The sequence below is a fragment of the Dyella acidisoli genome (assembly GCF_030160295.1).
In the GTDB taxonomy this organism is placed as follows: Bacteria; Pseudomonadota; Gammaproteobacteria; order Xanthomonadales; family Rhodanobacteraceae; genus Dyella_B; species Dyella_B acidisoli.
In genome coordinates, this window is record NZ_BSOB01000050.1 from 106,263 (window position 1) to 123,238 (window position 16,976).

The 16,976-nt window shown below is 61.0% G+C and carries 13 protein-coding genes; 6 read left to right on the forward strand and 7 right to left on the reverse strand.

Going from position 1 to position 16,976, the window contains the following annotated elements:
- Window positions 1–42 precede the first annotated feature (42 nt).
- Window positions 43–1,506: an MFS transporter gene (locus QQJ86_RS19215; RefSeq protein WP_284322585.1), complete on the reverse strand. Its 1,464-nt coding sequence runs from the start codon at window positions 1,504–1,506 to the stop codon at window positions 43–45.
- Window positions 1,507–1,689: 183 nt separating this feature from the next.
- On the opposite strand from QQJ86_RS19215, the gene ligA reads away from it, so the two are divergent.
- Window positions 1,690–4,077 (forward strand): NAD-dependent DNA ligase LigA, encoded by a 2,388-nt coding sequence (ligA, locus tag QQJ86_RS19220; protein WP_284322586.1) that lies wholly within the window; start codon window positions 1,690–1,692, stop codon window positions 4,075–4,077.
- A 23-nt stretch (window positions 4,078–4,100) separates the two neighbouring features.
- A complete protein-coding gene (gene epmA / locus QQJ86_RS19225; RefSeq protein ID WP_284322587.1) occupies window positions 4,101–5,072 on the forward strand; it encodes an EF-P lysine aminoacylase EpmA in 972 nt (323 codons plus the stop codon).
- Window positions 5,073–5,238: 166 nt separating this feature from the next.
- Here epmA and QQJ86_RS19230 read toward each other — a convergent pair whose 3' ends face one another.
- The 6 genes from QQJ86_RS19230 to QQJ86_RS19255 form a co-directional block, all read right to left on the reverse strand.
- The gene (locus tag QQJ86_RS19230; protein WP_284322643.1) at window positions 5,239–6,237 is read right to left on the reverse strand and encodes an NAD(P)H-quinone oxidoreductase; all 999 of its coding nucleotides are present in this window, start codon (window positions 6,235–6,237) and stop codon (window positions 5,239–5,241) included.
- 30 nt (window positions 6,238–6,267) lie between these two features.
- A complete protein-coding gene (locus QQJ86_RS19235; protein WP_284322588.1) occupies window positions 6,268–6,969 on the reverse strand; it encodes a pirin family protein in 702 nt (233 codons plus the stop codon).
- 88 nt (window positions 6,970–7,057) lie between these two features.
- Complete coding sequence (locus tag QQJ86_RS19240) at window positions 7,058–8,491, reverse strand: DHA2 family efflux MFS transporter permease subunit (RefSeq protein ID WP_284322644.1); 1,434 nt, start codon at window positions 8,489–8,491, stop codon at window positions 7,058–7,060.
- Window positions 8,492–8,826: 335 nt separating this feature from the next.
- A complete protein-coding gene (locus QQJ86_RS19245) occupies window positions 8,827–10,032 on the reverse strand; it encodes an acetyl-CoA C-acyltransferase (protein ID WP_284322589.1) in 1,206 nt (401 codons plus the stop codon).
- Between the two features lie 142 nt (window positions 10,033–10,174).
- Entirely contained in the window at window positions 10,175–12,592 is a 2,418-nt protein-coding gene (locus QQJ86_RS19250; RefSeq protein WP_284322590.1) for a 3-hydroxyacyl-CoA dehydrogenase/enoyl-CoA hydratase family protein, read from the reverse strand.
- 82 nt (window positions 12,593–12,674) lie between these two features.
- A complete protein-coding gene (locus QQJ86_RS19255) occupies window positions 12,675–13,289 on the reverse strand; it encodes a TetR/AcrR family transcriptional regulator (RefSeq protein ID WP_284322591.1) in 615 nt (204 codons plus the stop codon).
- Between the two features lie 232 nt (window positions 13,290–13,521).
- Here QQJ86_RS19255 and ndk point away from each other — a divergent pair, with 232 nt between their 5' ends.
- From ndk to QQJ86_RS19275, 4 genes are read left to right on the forward strand one after another with little or no spacing between them, the layout of a single operon-like run.
- A complete protein-coding gene (ndk, locus tag QQJ86_RS19260) occupies window positions 13,522–13,947 on the forward strand; it encodes a nucleoside-diphosphate kinase (protein ID WP_284322592.1) in 426 nt (141 codons plus the stop codon).
- A 13-nt stretch (window positions 13,948–13,960) separates the two neighbouring features.
- Entirely contained in the window at window positions 13,961–15,079 is a 1,119-nt protein-coding gene (gene rlmN / locus QQJ86_RS19265) for a dual-specificity RNA methyltransferase RlmN (RefSeq protein WP_284322593.1), read from the forward strand.
- The gene (gene pilW, locus QQJ86_RS19270; RefSeq protein ID WP_284322594.1) at window positions 15,069–15,863 is read left to right on the forward strand and encodes a type IV pilus biogenesis/stability protein PilW; all 795 of its coding nucleotides are present in this window, start codon (window positions 15,069–15,071) and stop codon (window positions 15,861–15,863) included. Before rlmN ends, pilW begins: the two co-directional genes overlap by 11 nt.
- Window positions 15,860–16,909 (forward strand): helix-turn-helix domain-containing protein, encoded by a 1,050-nt coding sequence (locus QQJ86_RS19275; RefSeq protein ID WP_284322595.1) that lies wholly within the window; start codon window positions 15,860–15,862, stop codon window positions 16,907–16,909. Before pilW ends, QQJ86_RS19275 begins: the two co-directional genes overlap by 4 nt.
- Window positions 16,910–16,976 lie beyond the last annotated feature (67 nt).

Below are 16,976 nucleotides of genomic sequence, written 5' to 3' on the forward strand. Positions count from 1 at the left end.
TCGGAATCCTTCGATCATGAGCATGCCCGACATGCTACCCGCTCATGCGCTGGATGACACGCTGCGGGCTGTAGGCGATATCTTGTCAAGTTTGGCGAATACGCGACTGGCCACCGCGGTAATGACGGCAAGCACGATCACAGTCCAGCGGAACGCCACGACATAAGCGTGGCTGTCCTGACCGTGTAGCAGGGTTTGCATCAGCAGCGTTGCCAGCGCGATGCCGAAGCTCATCGACAAATACTGCGTTGTTGAGGCCATCGACGACGCCATCGATGCATGCTTGATGTCCAGATCGGTGTAGATCAGCGTGTTCATCACGGTGTACTGCATGCCCATGAAACCGCCGTAGACGAACACCAACAAGGCGGTCAGCATCATCGGTGTATGCGGCCCAAGCAGCGCGAACATCGCCAGCAACACTGCGACGATCAGCGTATTGCCGAACAGCAGGCGTCGATAACCCAGCCGGATCAGCATACGATTCACCAGCCATTTTGCGCTGATCGAACCGAGCGCCTGCGGTACCATCATCAAGCCAGCCATGAGCGGCGACCAGCCGCAGCCCACCTGCAAAAACAGCACAATCAGCAGGAACATGCCGCTTACGCCGAGGCGCGTCAGCAGGTTGCCTGACAGCGATACCCACACGCTACGTACACGCAGCAGGCTCAGATCCGCCACCGGATGATCAGTACGGCGGCTATGCCATACGTAGGCCGCGCCGAACGCGATGGCCAGCAGTACCAGAGCGCCCATGGCGCCCCAGCGGATGGTTTCGTCCGATGCGAATTCCGAAGCGGTCAAAAGCAAAGCGGACGATGCGGCAAACAGCAGGAAGCCGAACAGGTCGAAACGGTTGGCCGTATCCAGCCGGTACTCGGGCATTTCGCGCTGATTGAGCCACAGGCCCACGATGCCGACCGGCACATTGAGCAGAAAGATCAGCCGCCAGTTGGTGTATTCCACTAACGCGCCGCCTAGCAACGGCCCGAGCACCGAACCAAGCAGACCGAACGTGGCGACGGTGCTCATGACTTGCACGAAATCGCGCTTGTCGATACTACGCGCCAGCACGTAGCGACCCACTGGCATCAGCGCGGCGCCACCGCAGCCTTGTAGTACTCGCGCTATGACCAGTTCCGGTAGCGTTTGCGAAACACCGCAGAGCAGTGAACCGATGGCGAACACGCCAATGGCAACACCGAATACGCGTCGCGTACCGAAGCGGTCGCACAGCCAGGGGCTGGCCGGAATCAGGATCGCCAGCGTCAGCACATAGCTGGTGAGCGCGCTGCGCATATTCAGCGGCGACTCGTTCAAGGCCGAGGCGATCGCCGGCACCGCGGTGTTGACGATGGTGGAGTCCAGCGCCTGCATGAAGAACGCCGCCGAAACCAGCCAGATCAGGCCGCTGTAGTGTTCGCGTGAGGGGAGGGACGAGGCTGCTTCGTCCGTCATTGCCGTGGCAACGGTGGTGGAGGAAGCGGCTGACGAGGAGGGCATGGACGGTATGATACCTGCTGTGGCAGTTATCTGGCTTAAGAATCACCGACTCCCTTAGAAATTTGTAGGTCGGGGTGCAAACCCCAACGTAGCGGTGTTGATCAGGATGGCGATGTCGGGGTTGGCACCCCAACCTACCGTGGAGGAAGAAGGAATGACACAGCAAATCGTTACACTTCGCGCATGAGCAAACCGTCTGTATCCCCGTCGCTTACCGAACGCGTACAAGACCTACGCACGCGGATCGAACACGCCAACTACCGCTACTTTGTGCTCGACGATCCGGAAATTCCGGATGCCGAGTACGACCGCCTGATGCGCGAGTTGGAATCGCTGGAAACCGAGCATCCGCAGCTCGCCACGCCCGATTCGCCAACGCGCCGCGTGGGAGCACGGGCAACCGGCGGTTTTGCAGAAGTGCGGCATGCCTTGCCGATGCTGTCGCTGAACAACGCTTTCGAGCAGGAAGGCAGCGATGATCGCGAACGTTATCGCGAAGTATCGGAGTTCGAGCGGCGCATCGAGCAGACGCTGGGGCGCAGCAACCCCGTGTTCTCGGTGGAGCCGAAGCTGGACGGCCTGGCGATCAGCCTGCGCTACGAAGATGGCGTATTCGTACAAGGCGCCACGCGCGGCGACGGTGCCGCCGGTGAAGACGTCACCGCCAACTTGCGCACAGTACGCGCCATTCCATTGCGCCTGCGCGGTGAAAACTGGCCGAGCGTGCTGGAAGTGCGCGGTGAAGTGATCATGCTGCACAAGGATTTCGAGGCCTTCAACGTTTACGCGCGCGAGCATGGCGAAAAGCCGTTGGCCAATCCGCGCAATGGTGCAGCCGGTTCGCTGCGACAGCTCGATCCAGCGATTACAGCCAAACGCAAGCTCAGTTTCTTTGCCTACGGCGTGGGCCTGGTCGAAGGCGCGGAACTGCCGTCCGCGCATTCGAAGACCTTGGAGAAACTGCGTGAGTGGGGTTTTCCCGTTTCACCGGAAGTAGACACCGCCAAGGGTTTCGACGGTCTGATCGCGTATTACAAGCGCATCGGCGCCAAGCGCGACAAGCTGCCTTACGACATCGATGGCGTGGTGTACAAGCTGGACGACTCCGTTGGCCAACGCGAAATGGGTTTCGTCGCGCGCGCGCCGCGCTGGGCGATTGCGCACAAATTTCCCGCGCAAGAGCAGAGCACCACGGTCGAAGCGATCGAGATCCAGATCGGCCGCACCGGTGCCGCCACACCGGTGGCGCGTCTTACGCCGGTACAGGTCGCAGGCGTCACCGTTACCAACGCCACGCTACACAACGCTGATCAAGTGGCGCGGCTCGACGTGCGGGTTGGCGACACGGTCATCGTGCGCCGTGCGGGCGATGTCATTCCCGAAGTGCTGCGCGTGGTGCCGGATCGCCGTCCGCCGAAGACGCATCCCTGGCATATGCCCACGCACTGCCCAGTGTGTGGTTCGGCACTGGTGCGGGAAGAGGGCGAAGCCGCATGGCGTTGCTCGGGTGGATTGGTATGTGCAGCACAACGCAAGGAGGCACTGATCCATTTCGCATCGCGTCGCGCTATGGATATCGAAGGCATCGGTGAACGTTTCGTCGATGCATTGGTGGATTTCGGCTATGTGCACACGCCAGCTGATCTCTACAAACTCTCGCTCGATGATTTTCTAGAGATGAAGCGACGCGCCGACGAACGCGACGGCACCACGCCCGAAACGGTGAAGTCCGGCAAGATCGCCACGAAATGGGCGGAGAATCTGATCGAAGGCATCGAGGCCAGTAAAAAGACCACGCTGGCGCGCTTTCTCTACGCGCTCGGCATTGTCCATATTGGCGAAAGCACAGCGAAGACATTAGCAACATGGCTTGGTCGCCTCGAATGGGTGCGCAGCATGCCTGCACCCATCTTGCGCGAGCTGCCTGATATTGGCGCAGAAGTAGCCGGTTCCATTGAGGCCTTCTTCAAGCAGAAGGGCAATCGCGACGTGGTCGACGCCTTGCTGAAAGCAGGCGTGACGCTAAGCGACGAAACTGATCCGTCACCACGCCTGCAACAGAAACTCAACTTGGCCGTGTTGCTGGAGGATGCCGGCATCAACGGCATCGGCCATCGCAACGCCGAACTGCTGGCGTCGCATTTTCCGACCGTTGCCAAATTGCATGGCGGTGGTATCACGCATTGGATCACTGCGGGCTTGTCGCAGAACGCCGCGGCCAGCCTCGATGGCTATCTCTCTGATCGTCATCAGCTGACCGCCTTGCAGGAAGCGGAAACCGCCATGCATCGCTTGCTCGAGGCCATTCCGAAACACGCCAAAGTGGAAAGCCTGCCATTGACCGGCCAGACGGCGGTGCTCACGGGCACATTGTCCAGCTTGGGGCGCGATGAGGCGAAGGAGAAGCTTGAAGCGCTGGGTGCCAAGGTGGCCGGCAGTGTGTCGAAGAAAACCAATTTTGTTGTGGCGGGCGAGGCAGCGGGTTCCAAGCTGGATAAGGCGCAGGAGCTTGGCGTAGAAGTGTGGGATGAAGAGCGCTTGTTGGCGCTGTTCAAGAAGCATGGGCAATGAGCAATAAATAAGGCAACGTCGCTATGGACGCCACCAATAACATCACCCCTTTCCGTCTGCGTCTGCAAGGTCGCGCGAAGCTCTATGCACTGATCCGCAACTTCTTCGCCGATCGCGGCGTACTGGAAGTGGAAACGCCCATCCTTTCCGCGGCAGGCAACACTGATCCCAACATCGAAAGCTTCAACGCGCCTTTTCATGGTCACGTCGATGCGGGTTCGCGTGAACGGTGGCTGCGCACGTCACCGGAATATCCTTTGAAGCGCTTGCTTGCGGATGGCGTGGGCGATTGCTACGAACTGGGACGCGTATTCCGTAATGGCGAAGCAGGGGAGCGGCACAACCCCGAATTCACCATGCTGGAGTGGTACCGCGTCGGCTGGAATCATCGACAGCTGATGGAGGAGGCGATTGCATTGGTCGAAGCTGCGCTGGCGATGGTAGGGCGGCGCGTCGAGGTGGTGATCGAAGGCTACAGGCAGCTGTTTCTTGATGAGCTGGGCCTGGACCCGTTGCATGCCGATATCGAGGAGTTGCGCAAGCCGTTGGCGCAATATGGCATCGAGCCTTCCGGTCTGACCCGCGACGATTGGCTTGATCTGTTGATTACGCACAAGCTGCAGCCGGCGTTTCCGCGTGATCGCATCACGGTGATCCACGATTATCCTGCGAGTCAGAGCGCACTGGCTCGCATTCGCCCCGGTGAACCGCCGCTAGCCGAGCGTTTTGAGCTGTACCTTGGGCCGTACGAACTGGCCAACGGTTATCACGAACTCAACGATGCGGTGGAGCAACGCTCGCGATTCGAGCGGGACAATGCGCGCCGTCGTGAGCGTGGCTTGCGCGAAATGCCGATCGACGAACAACTGCTGGCAGTGTTGGGGCGCATGCCTGATTGCGCAGGCGTGGCGATGGGCATCGAGCGTTTGCTGATGTGCATGGCGGGTACGGACAAGATCGCCGACGTGCTGGCGTTTCCGTTTTCAAAGGCCTAGGAAAACCTAGAGCACCGTAACGACTCCCTCTCCCCTCCGGGGAGAGGGTTGGGGTGAGGGGCCAAGGCTTGCCTCAAACTTCATAAGAGCCGCGCTCTGATTGGCACGTATCGCAAGAGTGCCCCCTCACCCTAGCCCTCTCCCCGGAGGGGAGAGGGGACATGAGTTACCAGCGCAGCAGAATCTTCCCAATATGCGTGCTGCTTTCCATCAACGCATGGGCTTGTGCTGCTTCGTGCGCAGGAAAGACTTCGTGGATGATCGGGCGAAGACGCTTGTCCGCGAACAATGGCCACACACGTTCGTGAAGCTTCTCAGCAATCGCCGCTTTGAAAGCTACGGGGCGTGGTCGCAAGGTGGAGCCGGTGATGCTCAGGCGCCGGTGCATCAGCTTGCGGATATCCAGCTCGGCTTTCATGCCGCCGAGTGTAGCGATGAATACCAGCCTGCCATCGTCGGCGAGTGCATCTATTTCGCGTGGCAGGTAGTCGCCGCCGACCATGTCGAGGATCACATCAACGCCGCGGCCATCTGTCCAGGCTTTCACGCGTTCCACAAAATCTTCAGTACGGTAGTTGATGGCGCGTGCGCCAAGCATTTCGCAAGCGCGGCATTTTTCATCGTTGCCTGCGGTGGCGAACACGGGATGACCCAGAGCGTGCGCAAGCTGGATGGCCGTGACACCGATGCCGCTGGAGCCGCCCTGTACCAGCAGGCTTTCCTTGTTGCCGTCTTCGCGTAGGCCCAGGCGACCGCGATCGAACACGTTGCTCCATACGGTGAAATAATTTTCCGGCAATGAACCGGCTTCCAGCACGCTCAAACCTGCGGGCACGGGAAGGCATTGGCCCAGCGGCGCTACGACATATTGCGCATAGCCGCCGCCCGCGAGCAGCGCGCACACGGCATCGCCCGGTTTAAGCCCGAAAGGATTCCTGCCGCTGAAATCGCCCTCCACCAACTCGCCGGCCACTTCCAACCCAGGCAGGTCGGAAGCGCCGGGCGGTGGGGCATAGTGCCCCTGACGCTGAAAGACATCCGGCCGGTTCACGCCCGATGCGACGACCTTGATCAACACCTCGCCGGTGCCGGGTTGAGGTATCGGACGCTCGACGGGCTGCAAAACTTCCGGACCACCAAAATGCGGGATTTCGATGGCTTGCATGGATGTCATCAGCAGAACTCCTCGGGTTGATTACGGGCTGGTATCTACCAACACCAGTTCGGCATCTTCCAGTGCCTTCACTTCGAGCGAAGTCTCGTCGCGAATCGCCGCACCATCACGCGTATCGAGACGAACGCCGTTCACCTCCACAACGCCCTTGGCCGGCACAAGATAGGCATAGCGCCGTTTGTCCAGCGTGTACTGCGCCGTCTCCCCAGCCTTGAGCGTGGCGCCGAGCACGCGTGCGTTGGTACGCAAGGGCAGGGCATCCGCATCGCCGTCCATGCCGCTGGCCAGGGCTACGAAGCGCCCGGAGCGATCGCCGGCGGGGAAGGGCTTCGTACCCCAGGATGGTGCGCGGCCACGTTCGTCAGGAATGATCCAGATCTGGAAGATGCGCGTGGCGTCCTGTTCCAGGTTGTACTCGCTGTGCATGATGCCGCTCCCTGCGCTCATCACTTGCACGTCGCCGGCCACGGTGCGCCCCTGGTTGCCAAGGTTGTCGCGATGGGTGATCGCGCCTTCACGCACGTAGGTGATGATTTCCATGTCCGCGTGCGGATGCGCGGGAAAACCGGTTTGCGGCGCGATGGTGTCATCGTTCCATACGCGCAGCGCACCCCAGCCCATGCGCTTGGGGTCGCCATAGCTGGCAAATGAGAAGTGATGCTTGGCTTTGAGCCAGCCGTGATCGGCTCCGCCAAGGCTGTCGAATGTGCGCCGTTCGATCATGGGATACCTCACTCGTTTCGGAAGCCGGCAAGATAGGGCCAGCGTTCGCCACAGAGAACAGCCGCCAGAGAAACAGTGTGTTGCTTACTCAACGTTGCCGATGTCCGCTCATTTCGTGGCCTGCATCGTGAGCGAAGGCGCGATGCCAATAGGTGGAGCTGAGCGAAACCAAGGTGACGACCAAAAAGGCTATGGAAAAATTCAGCCGGCTCGGTTCGGTGTTGTGGCTTGCGGCCATGGCGAGCTTGAGGATCAGCGCGCCGCAACACACGCCCACCGACAGCATCAGCTGCTGCAAGGTTGAGTAGAAGCTGTTGGCGGCACTCATGCGATCGGTCGGTACGGCTTCGTAAGCAATGGTGTTGTAGGCGGTGAACTGGATCGACATGATGACGCCGCAGCACACGAGCAAGCCGAACATCAACCAGAACGGCCAATCAGCCTGGAAAAACGCGCAAACGGCGTAACTCAGGCCCGCGAGAACGCCGTTGTAGACCATCACGCGGCGAAACCCGATCCAGCGCAGCAAGCGCGTGGTGACGCCGCGGGCCATCAGCGCACCCAGCGAAATCGCCAGGATCAATTGGCCACTACGCAGTGCAGAGAAGCCAAGTCCGATCTGCAACAACAGCGGTAGCAGAAACGGTTGTGCGCCTTGCGTAATGCGCATCAGCGAACCGGAGATCACCGATAGCCGGAAGGAGTCGATGCGCAGCAAAGTGAGATCCACAGCCGGATGCTCGCGACGCTTGGCATGCAGCACGTAAGCCAGGCACGCCGCGGCGCCGACGGCTACAAGCAGCACTCCGTTGCGCATGTCGGTGTTCTCGCCGAACATTTCCAATCCGAATAGCAGGCATCCAAGTCCGACGCTGCAAAGCGCGAAGCCCAGCCAGTCGAATGGTGCTGGCCGTGCTCCACAATGCACCACCGGAATGTAGCGGCGCACTAGCCAGTAACCCAGCACGCCGATTGGTACGTTGATGTAGAAGATCCAGCGCCAGTCGAGGAATTGGACGATAAAGCCGCCCAGCGGCGGTCCGGCCATGGTGCCGAGCACGGCAGGTATCAGCGTCCACATCATGGATGACACCAGATGTTTACGTTCCACCGTGCGCAGGATGACCAGACGACCCACCGGCGCCATCATCGCGCCACCCGTACCTTGCAGCAGACGCGCCGCTACCATCATCGGCAGGCTGCGAGTGAGCGAGCACAGGATCGAGCCGATGATGAAGACCACGATGGAACTGTTGAACACGCGCTTTGCGCCGAAACGGTCGGCCATGGCGCCGCTCACCGGGATCAGGATGGCCAGCGCGAGTAGATAACTGGTCACGGCCACGCTCATGGCCGGCGCGGAAACACCGAAGTCGCGTGCCATAGTGGGCAAGGCGGTGGCGAGCACGGTGCCGTCGACCTGCTCGAGGAAGATCGCGCAACCGACGATCAAGGAAATGACGCGGTAATCGGGATACGCCGGCTGCACAACCGCCGGTATGTCCAGCTTTTCCTCACTCAACGCGCTCACAAATCGTTACCTGCAATGAGCGCAGCTTGCCGATGCCGCGTGGGCGAATATGCGAGAAGCGCTCGAGATGTGGGCGCATCGGGGTGTGCGCCGCAGCTGTCGCATTATTCGCTGGCGGGGAGATTCGGACAAGCGTGGAGTGCACACGCTTATAACAAGATGTTCCTTAGTGAGCCCCTCTCCCTCCGGGAGAGGGTGCCGAGAGGCGGGTGAGGTTCGGGCGGAGCGCGGTGCTGGGTTCTCGCGCAAGTTTTTTCATCACGCGCTGATCGCACCCTCACCCCAACCCCTCTCCCAGAGGGAGAGGGGCCGCTTCAGGCAAGTGATCAGACGGCTTCGAAAATACCCGCCGCACCCATGCCGGTACCGATGCACATCGTCACCATTCCGTACTTCTGCTTGCGACGGCGAAGGCCGTGCACCAGCGTCGCGGTACGCACGGCACCGGTGGCGCCGAGCGGGTGACCGAGGGCGATAGCGCCACCGAGCGGGTTCACCTTGGTCGGGTCGAGGCCGAGATCGCCGATCACCGCCAGCGCCTGTGCAGCAAACGCTTCGTTAAGTTCGATCCAGTCGAGCTGATCCTGCTTGATGCCGGTTTGCTTGAGCGCCTTCGGAATCGCTTCCTTCGGACCGATGCCCATGATGTCCGGACGCACGCCGGCCACCGAATAGCCCACGAAGCGGGCGAGCGGGGTGAGGCCGTATTCCTTGATCGCCTGTTCGCTGGCCAGCAGCACGGCGGCTGCGCCGTCGGAAGTCTGCGAGGAATTGCCGGCCGTCACGCTGCCGCCGAACTGGCCGTTGCGGAACACCGTCTTCAGCTTGCCCAGGACTTCGGGTGTGCTGCCGGCGCGTGGGCCTTCGTCGGTATCGATCAGGCGACTGTCGGTCTTGATGCCGCGCGTGGCGAGATCGGGGTAGTGGTCATCGAGTTGGAACGGCGTGATCTCGTCCTTGAATTCGCCGGTCTTGATCGCAGCCAGCGCGCGATCGTGGCTTTGCGCGGCGAAGGCGTCCTGCGCTTCGCGCGAAACTTTCCACTGCTTGGCGACGTTCTCCGCGGTAATGCCCATGCCGTAGGCGATGCCGATGTGCTCGTTGTCGAAGATGCCAGGGTTCATCGCCACTTTGTGGCCCATCATCGGCACCATGCTCATGCTTTCGGTGCCGGCGGCGATCATGAGATCCGCCTCGCCCAGGCGGATGCGGTCGGCGGCCTGGGCGACAGCCTGCAAGCCGGACGAGCAGAAGCGATTGATGATGACGCCCGGTACGGTGTCAGGCAGGCCGGCCAGCAGCAGGCCGATACGTGCCACGTTCATGCCTTGCTCGGCTTCCGGCATGGCACAGCCGACGATCACGTCGCCGATGCGATGCGGATCGACGCCCGGCGCTTGCGCCATCACAGCGCGGATCACGTGCGCGAGCAGGTCGTCGGGGCGGGTGTTGCGGAATACGCCGCGCGGCGCCTTGCCGACCGGTGTGCGGGTGGCGGCGACGATGTAGGCGTCTTGCACTTGCTTGGTCATGGTCTTTGCTCCGTGGCGTCGCGCGAATCGCAGCGACGCGCTTTGGTGTGTTCGCCGTCCCGGCGAAGGCCGGGACCCAGTGTCTTTTGTTGATGCGTGCGGAAAGTCGCTGGGCCCCGGCCTTCGCCGGGGCAACGAGCGTTTAGTTCCTCAGCGGTTTGCCGGTTGTCATCGTGTGAGCGATGCGTGCCTGCGTTTTCTCTGTCTGCGCGAGTTCCACAAAGTGCTTGCGCTCCAGATCAAGCAGCCATGCCTCGTCGACGAGTGAACCGCGTTCGATTGCGCCGCCGCACAGCGTGTCGGCAATGCGTGTGGCGATGGCAACGTCGTGCTCGGAAGCGAAATAACCGGCTTGCAGATTGGCGAGCGAAGCTTTGAACGTGGCAGTGCCAACATCACCGGCCACCGGGATGTTGCGTGCGTACAGCGGTGCGCGCCAGCCGCTTTCGGCAAGCGACGAGGCCACTTGCTTGGCGACATAAAGCAATTCGTACGCGTTGAACACCACGATGTCGCTGTCACGCAGCAGGCCCAATTGCTTGGCTTCCAGCGCGCTGCCGGAAACCTTCGCCATTGCCACCGTTTCGAACACTTTCTTCAGAGATTCGAATGGATCGTTGGGATTGCTCTGCGCGGCACGAATGGCCAACTCGTGCAGACCACCGCCCGCAGGCAGCAGGCCCACGCCGGCTTCGACCAGGCCGATATAGCTTTCCAACGAGGCTACTGTGCGCGCCGAATGCATCTGGAATTCGCAACCGCCGCCCAGGCACAGACCACGCACCGCCGACACCACCGGCACCAGCGAGTGCTTGATGCGCATGCTGGTGCGCTGGAAGTTCGCGACCATCGCATCGAATTCCTTGACCTTGCCGGCCTGCAGCAAGCCCAGCGCGCCCTTGAGATCGGCGCCGGCAGAGAACGGCTCGGCGGTCTGCCAGATCACCACCGCTTTGAGCTTTTCTTCCGCGATGCCGATGGCATGCTGGATGCCATCGAGCACATGGTCGTTGACCGTGTTCATCTTGGTCTTGAAGGAGATGATGCCGACACCGTCTTCGCCAAGCGTCCAGAGGCGGACGCCGTCGTTCTCCCACACTGTGGTGCCCTGGTCGAAGCGTTCGCCAAGGATGGCGTCGGGGAACAGCTGGCGCTTGTACACGGGGTGTTGCGAACGCGGCTTGTCGGCGTTGGCGGCGGCTGAGTACGAGCCGCTCTTGCCGTGCACGCCGTTACGGCCGTCAGTGACCCACTTTGGCAGCGGCGCTTTACTCATCGCCTTGCCGGCGTCGATGTCTTCCTGGATCCACTGCGCGACCTGCTGCCAGCCGGCAGCCTGCCAGGTTTCGAACGGACCGAGCTTCCAGCCATAGCCCCAACGGATGGCGAAGTCGACGTCGCGCGCGGTGTCGGCGATGTCGGCCAAGTGATAGGCGGTGTAGTGGAACAGGTCGCGGAAGGTCGCCCAAAGGAACTGGGCTTGCACGTCGCTCGACGCGCGCAGCTTGCCGAACTTCTCGGCCGGGTCCTTGATGGCGAGGATGGCGGACACTTCATCTGAGGCTTTCTGTTCGGACGGGCGGTAGTCGCGCTTGGCGACATCCAACACCACGATGTCCTTACCGGCTTTGCGGTAGAAACCGGCGCCGGTCTTCTGACCCAGCGCGCCTTGTTCGATCAGGCCACTCAGCCACACTGGCGCCTTGAAGTACTCGTGCCACGGATCATTGGCCAGTGTATCGGCCATGGTCTTGATCACGTGCGCCATGGTGTCCAGGCCGACGACGTCGGCCGTGCGATAGGTGGCGCTCTTCGGGCGGCCGACAGCCGGGCCGGTCAGCGCGTCCACGATGTCGAAGCCGAGCTTGAATTGCTCGGTATGGTGCATGGTGGCCAGCATTGAGAATACACCGATGCGGTTGCCGATGAAGTTCGGCGTGTCCTTCGCGTACACCACACCCTTGCCGACGGTGGTGGTGAGGAAGGCTTCCAGGCCTTCGAGCACGCGGGCATCGGTGAGCTTGGTCGGAATCAGCTCGACCAAGTGCATGTAGCGCGGCGGATTGAAGAAGTGCACGCCGGTGAAGCGGTGGCGCATTTCTTCCGGCAGCGCTTCGGCCAAGCCGTTGATGGAAAGGCCAGACGTGTTGCTGGCCAGCACGGCGGTGGGCGAGACGTGCGGCGCGATCTTCTTGTAGAGATCCAGCTTCCAGTCCATCCGCTCGGCGATCGCTTCGATTACCAGGTCCACATCCTTCAGCTGGTCGAGGTCTTCGTCATAGTTGGCTGGGATGATCGCCGCGGCGCGGTTGCTGTCGGCCAGCGGGGCCGGTGACAGCTTTTTGAGGTTCTCGATGGCCTTCAGTGCGATGCCGCTCTTGGGGCCTTCTTTAGAGGGCAGATCGAACAGCACGGTTTCGACGTCGGCATTGGTCAGGTGCGCGGCGATCTGCGCGCCCATGACGCCGGCGCCGAGCACTGCGGCCTTGCGAATGCGCAGTGCGGTCTTGGCTTGGGCCGAACCCGGGGTGTCTGAGTGCGTTCGAGTTAGGTCGTTCATAGGCTTCTCCGTGGTACGAATGCGTAGCAGGTGAATGAAAAGCAGGGTGCGGGAGGCTCATGGCCTCCCGATGACAGAAAGTTCAGGGTGTGCGCAGACCGGCGGCGGCAAAGCGGATCAGGTGCTCGGCGGTTTGTTCGCGATGAATGGTTTCGCTGACGTCGCTCTTGCGCTGGATGATGCCGAAGCCAGACATGGCGTGTGTCAGGGCGCCGGTGACCAGATCGATGCGCCAATACAGCTCTTCCTTGCTCAGGTCCGGTAACAGGCGGGCGAACTCGGCGGTGAATTGCCGCATCACATGGCCATAGTTTTCTGACAAAAACTTGCGGAGGCTGTCATCGTGCTCAGCGAAGGCCCGGGCCAGCACGCGCATGAACAGGCCGCCACCGCCATCGTGGGAAAGATCCAGGGCAGGGCGAATGAAGGCCGACAGCACGTCCTCCAGGGTCGTCTCTGACTGCCCGGTAATGTGCTTGAGAGCCGCCAGGCGGCGCGCATTGAGCTGGTCCAGGCGACGCTTGAAGACCTGCTCGACCAGATGATCCTTGGAACCGAAGTGGTAGTTCACCGCGGCCAGATTGACGCCAGCGGCGGCGGTGAGCTGGCGCAGTGAGGCACCTTCGAACCCACGCTGGGCGAACAAAGATTCGGCTGCGGTGAGGATGCGTTCCTTCGTAGAAGCGGAGCTGTTCACGGGCACGCCTGTCGTATGGTTCAAACGATCGTTTGAGGATACGCGCGGGCGCCTGGAGCAGTCAAACAGTCGTTTGCATGGCGCTCGGGTCGGGGTTGCTTATGGGCTAGAATCTGTCAAACTTTCGTGAGCTAAATCCGCATTCCGATACGTATTTAGTTCTATCTTCCTCTCTGACGTTGTCCCGTCAGGCCGCCCGTTCAACCAGTCCGCATAACCCGGAGCAGACCGCATGGCGCTGGAGCGCACCCTTTCCATTATCAAACCCGATGCCGTTGCTAAAAATGTTGTCGGTGAAATCTACGCACGCTTCGAAAAGGCGGGGCTGAAAGTCGTTGCAGCAAAGATGAAGCATCTTTCGCGTAAAGAGGCAGAAGGCTTCTACGCGGTGCATCGCGAGCGTCCGTTCTTCAACGCGCTGGTGGAATTCATGATCTCCGGCCCGGTGATGATCCAGGTGCTGCAGGGTGATAATGCGGTCCTCAAGAATCGCGAACTGATGGGCGCGACTAATCCGAAGGAAGCTGCACAGGGCACGATCCGCGCCGACTTCGCCGAGTCGATCGATGCGAACGCCGTGCACGGTTCGGATGCTGCCGAAACAGCCGCTGTCGAAATCGCTTATTTCTTCGCGACAACTGAAGTTTTCCCGCGCTAACAGATCAACGCACGTGAACCAGGTGGAAAAAGTCAATCTGCTCGATTTTGATCGCCAGGGCCTGCGCGAATTTTTTGCGCAGCTCGGCGAAAAGCCTTATCGCGCCGAGCAGGTGATGAAGTGGATTTATCACCGCCTGGAAAGCAACTTCGAAAATATGACCGACGTAGGCAAGGCGCTGCGCACCAAGCTCGAAGCTTCGTGCTACGTCGGTCCGCCCAACACGCTGTTCGATAAAGGTGCTGCCGACGGCACGCACAAGTGGCTGTTGGGCATGGATGGTGGCAACGCCGTCGAAGCGGTCTACATTCCCGAGCCCACCCGCGGCACGCTATGCGTGTCTTCGCAGGTGGGCTGCGGTTTGAACTGCCAGTTCTGCTCCACCGCCACGCAGGGCTTCAATCGCAACCTTGCCACCTCCGAAATCATCGGGCAGATGTGGGTGGCGGCGAAGCATCTGGGTAACGTCACGCATCAGAACCGCCGCATCACCAATGTGGTGATGATGGGCATGGGCGAGCCGCTGCTGAATTTCGACAACGTCGTGAAGGCAATGAGCCTGATGCGCGATGATCTCGGCTTCGGTCTGGCTTCCAAGCGCGTCACGCTGTCGACCGCCGGCCTGGTGCCGATGATCGACAAGCTTTCCGAAAGCATCGACGTGTCGCTGGCGGTGTCGTTGCACGCGGCCAACGATGAGCTGCGAACCGAATTGGTGCCACTCAACAAGCGTTTCCCGATCGCCGAACTGATAGCGGCGTGCCAGCGCTGGATCGCGCGCAAGCCGCGGACGTCCATCACGTTCGAATACACGTTGATGAAGGGCGTGAACGATCAACCCGAACACGCGCGCCAGCTCATCAAGCTGATGCGCAAGCTGCCGACCTGCAAGGTCAATCTGATCCCGTTCAATCCATTCCCTGGCACGCGTTTCGAGCGCTCCGATGCGGATACCATTCGCGCATTCCAGACGCAGCTGCTCAACGCAAACATCCTCACCATGCTGCGTCGTACGCGTGGTGACGACATCGACGCTGCATGCGGTCAGCTGAAAGGGCAGGTGCTGGATCGCACGCGTCGTCAGGCCGAATTCCGCAAGCGCTTAGATGAGGGGACTGCTCATGCGGCGTGATCGCATCTTGCTCGGTATCTTTCTGGCCACAATGTTGGCTGGTTGCCACCGGTCGATGACGGCGCCCAACCCGCCCCCCGAACCTTCGCTGCCTACGCAGACCAAAGCGCAGAAAGCAGAGAGCGCTGCGGACGTACATACGCGTCTCGCGCAGCACTACATCGAGATCGGCGATCTCCAGGGCGCGCTAGAGAAGAGCAAGCTCGCGGCGCAGGACGACCCGAATTTCGTTCCGGCGCAGACGGTCATGGCGTACATCTACGAGCGCATCAACGACACGTCGAATGCGGAAGTCCATTACCGCCGGGCAGAGGAACTGCAGCCCGACAAGGGCGATACCAACAACAACCTGGGACAGTTCTTGTGTCGCATCGGCAAGGGGCAGGATGCCATACCGTATTTCGCCAAGGCGCTTGCTGATCCGTTCTACAAGACGCCAGACATGGCCTTGACCAATCAGGGCATGTGCCAGATGCAGATGGGTGACCGTGCAGGCGCTGAGGTCAGTTTGCGCAAGGCGATCCAGCTCAACAAGGACAACGCCAACGCATTACTGCAGCTCGCCCACGTGCTCTACCTCAATCAGGATTACTTTCATGCCAGCGCTTTTCTGCAGCGTCTCGATACGATGGGGCAATTCAATGCCGATTCGCTGAAGCTTGGCTACGACATCGAATCTCGCTTGGGCAACAGGGATGCGGCCCAGAACTACAGCAAACGGCTGCTTAGCCAGTTCCCGGATTCGGAACAGGCCCAGGCCCTCAATTCATCCGTACGCCCATGACTTCCGAGCAGTCCAATCCGGCAACGCATGAGGAGTCTCACTCCGAAGTGCACGCCACGACCGCAGCGAACATGGAACAGAGCGCTGCCGAATTCCGTTTCAACGATGCTCCCGGTTTTGGTTCGCGTCTGCGCGCCGTGCGCGAAGCACGCGGGCTGGATCTGGAAACTTGCGGTCACGCATTGCATCTACCGGTGCGCGTGCTGCGGCAGCTGGAAGGCAGTGACTTCGACGGCATCGACTACCAGGTGTACCTCGGTGGCTATCTCCGTAAATACGGTGGCTATCTCGGGATCGATGAAAGCGAAATCGAAGCGGCCATCGCCAAGTCCCGACCGGCGCAGCCGAAGCTGGTAGCAACTGGGGGCGTCTCACATTCGCGCTATTTGCTGGATCAATACGCCAAGGCTGCTACCTACGTCGTGCTGACTCTGGTGATTGCGGTGCCGACGGTGTGGCTGGGTATGCGCGGGACGCTCTCGCGCGACATGAGTCGCCTGGCTCCGCTCGACGCTACACCCGTCGCGCAGCAGGATGCGCCACCACCGGTGGTGCCGGCTGCTTCGAGCAGCGCCGCCAAGACGGTCGTCGGTACATCAGCGCTGGCCCAAGCAGCAATGCCTGCTACCGCACCCGCTGCAGCCGCATCTGCACCCAATACCGCCGCCACACAGCCCTTGCTGGCCTCGATGGTACCGGTGCCCAATCTCGATACTGACGCGGCAGTTACGCCGCCTCCGGCCAGTAACGTTCCCGCAGCGCCTGTTGGTGCGGGCGCACACAGCCTGACGTTGGAATTGGTCAACGCGAGCTGGGTGGAAGTAGTGGGCAAAGACGGTACTCGTCTGGAATACGGCCTGTTGCAGGCTGGCACCAGCAAGACATACCACAGCGACCAACCGCTCGAAGTGCGACTTGGCAATGCTACGGGGGCTCAGGTGAGCGTCGATGGACAACCGGTGACGCTCGATCCCTATCGCCGTTCCAACATTGCGCATTTCCGCGTCGATATTCAGAACGGCAAGGCCACGCCTGCCGGCGCCTGAGCGCTTGCCGTGCTGTATCGGGTGGGCTTGGTAGCCTTCGTCCCCCTTCGATCGGTTATGCTTGCGC